1 protein-coding gene and 1 pseudogene are annotated in these 2,052 nt (G+C 32.7%); both read left to right on the top strand.

From position 1 onward, the window contains the following. A pseudogene (locus tag C8E03_RS22185) lies at window positions 1–189 on the top strand (asparaginase); the annotation flags it as partial. Window positions 190–269: 80 nt separating this feature from the next. Next, complete coding sequence (locus C8E03_RS21610) at window positions 270–1,634, top strand: citrate/2-methylcitrate synthase (protein ID WP_170123093.1); 1,365 nt, start codon at window positions 270–272, stop codon at window positions 1,632–1,634. Window positions 1,635–2,052: the final 418 nt, after the last annotated feature.

The raw sequence follows: 2,052 nt of genomic DNA, 5'->3' as shown, positions 1-2,052 counted from the left end.
TATGAAGGAATAGACTTGGATATCTATGCAGTTGGTAAAAGACTTGCAAAGCAGAAAGTGATTTATGCCGGAGATATGACGACAGAAGCACTTACGATGAAGTTAATGTGGGCTTTGGGTAATTATGACAAAATAGGTGACATTAAGAAATTCATTGAAACACCATTTTTTGCAGATAGAAATTACTAGTAATTGATACGAAATATCTGTATAATATTACAATAATTATTAGACAAAATAACATTTACTTTAAAGGAGTTGCTTATAAGATGAACAATATGGAAAACGACAAGGATAATCAAATTGTTTTTGAAGAACTAGCAAAGAAGATATCATCAAAAATTGAGGATGAAAATTACACAAAATACAGTGTAAAAAGAGGTCTTAGAAATTCTGACGGTACCGGAGTATTGGTAGGTCTGACTGAAATAGGAGATGTCAGGTCATATATCATGTGTGAAGGAGAAAAAATACCGACAGAAGGAAAATTAATGTATCGTGGGCTGAATATCATGGATTTAGTAAATGGTTTTCAAAAAGAAAAACGATTGGGATTTGAAGAATGCTGTTATTTGCTGTTGTTTGGGAAATTGCCGACTCAGGCTCAACTGAATCAGTTTACAGAGTTACTCGGTGATTACAGAGAATTACCTGAAGAATTTACGGAAAATCATATATTAAAGGCACCAAGCAACAATCTAATGAATAAAATAGCAAGAAGTGTACTGACACTTTATTCTTATGATGATAATCCGGATGATACAAGCATTGCGAATGTTTTAAGGCAATCAATCCAATTAATTTCTCGTTTTCCAATACTGGCAACTTACGGATATCAAGCAAAGAGACATTATTATGACAAAGAAAGTCTGTTTATACACATGCCACAAAAAAATCTAAGTACGGCTGAAAACATACTTTATCTTACAAGACCAGACTCTAAATATACAAAGCTAGAGGTTGAATTACTGGATTTAGCGTTAGTTTTGCATGCAGAGCATGGAGGAGGAAATAATTCGACCTTTACCACTCACGTTATTTCTTCTACTGGAACGGATACCTATTCTGCTATTGCAGGTGCAATTGGTTCGTTGAAGGGACCACTTCATGGAGGAGCAAATTCTATGGTTCTTGAGATGATAGAAGACTTTAAAGCCAATATCGAAAATTGGGAGGATGAAGAAGAGGTAGCCGCTTATGTAGAGAAAGTGTTAAGAAAAGAAGCATTTAATCATTCAGGTTTGATTTATGGAATGGGGCACGCTGTCTACACGTTATCCGATCCAAGAGCGGTACTTCTAAAAGAAAAGGCGGAGGCTTTATCCAAAGAAAAAGGCATGGAAAGAGAATTTAGCCTATATAAAAATATTGAACTTGTTACACCGGATATTTTTAAAAGGGTAAAGGAAAATGACAAGGTTGTCTGTGCTAATGTGGATTTTTATTCTGGTTTTGTATATAATATGCTGAACATACCAAGGGATTTACATACGCCGATTTTTGTCATTGCACGTATTGCTGGCTGGAGTGCACACCGTATTGAGGAGATTATAAGCGGAGGCAGAATTATCCGGCCTGCATATAAAAATGTAGCCAAGGGTATGCAATATTTACCAATGGAGGAAAGATATTAAACGATATAGGGTTAAAAATTTGTAGATATTTTACAAATATTAAAAAAGTATTACATTAATCTTGACAAATTGTTAATATAAGATAAAATAAAAAAGAAAATCATAAGATTTTCAGGGAATTTAATAGAATATATGAATAAATTAGAATAATTTGTAAAATATAACAAATTAATATCCAAATAGGCGAAACAAAGATATATAGAAATATATAACTCCTTTCATTAGTTGCTAATTCGTTTCTGAAATATACAATTAACAATAGTTTGGTAAGGAGTTATATTTATCTATAAAAGTCTGAAATTATCAGGCAGTTACTTAAAACGATAAAATTATTGGAGGATGGTATATGGAAAAGAAAATGCCAAATGTATTACAATCTTTATTTGTGTTGGTAGGGTTTTTGATTCTAGCGTTTTTA

This window comes from Lachnotalea glycerini (assembly GCF_003201285.1).
Lineage (GTDB): Bacteria > Bacillota > Clostridia > Lachnospirales > Lachnospiraceae > Lachnotalea > Lachnotalea glycerini.
Note: the sequence above shows the minus strand (reverse complement) of the source record. Positions and strands in the feature narration are given on the sequence as shown.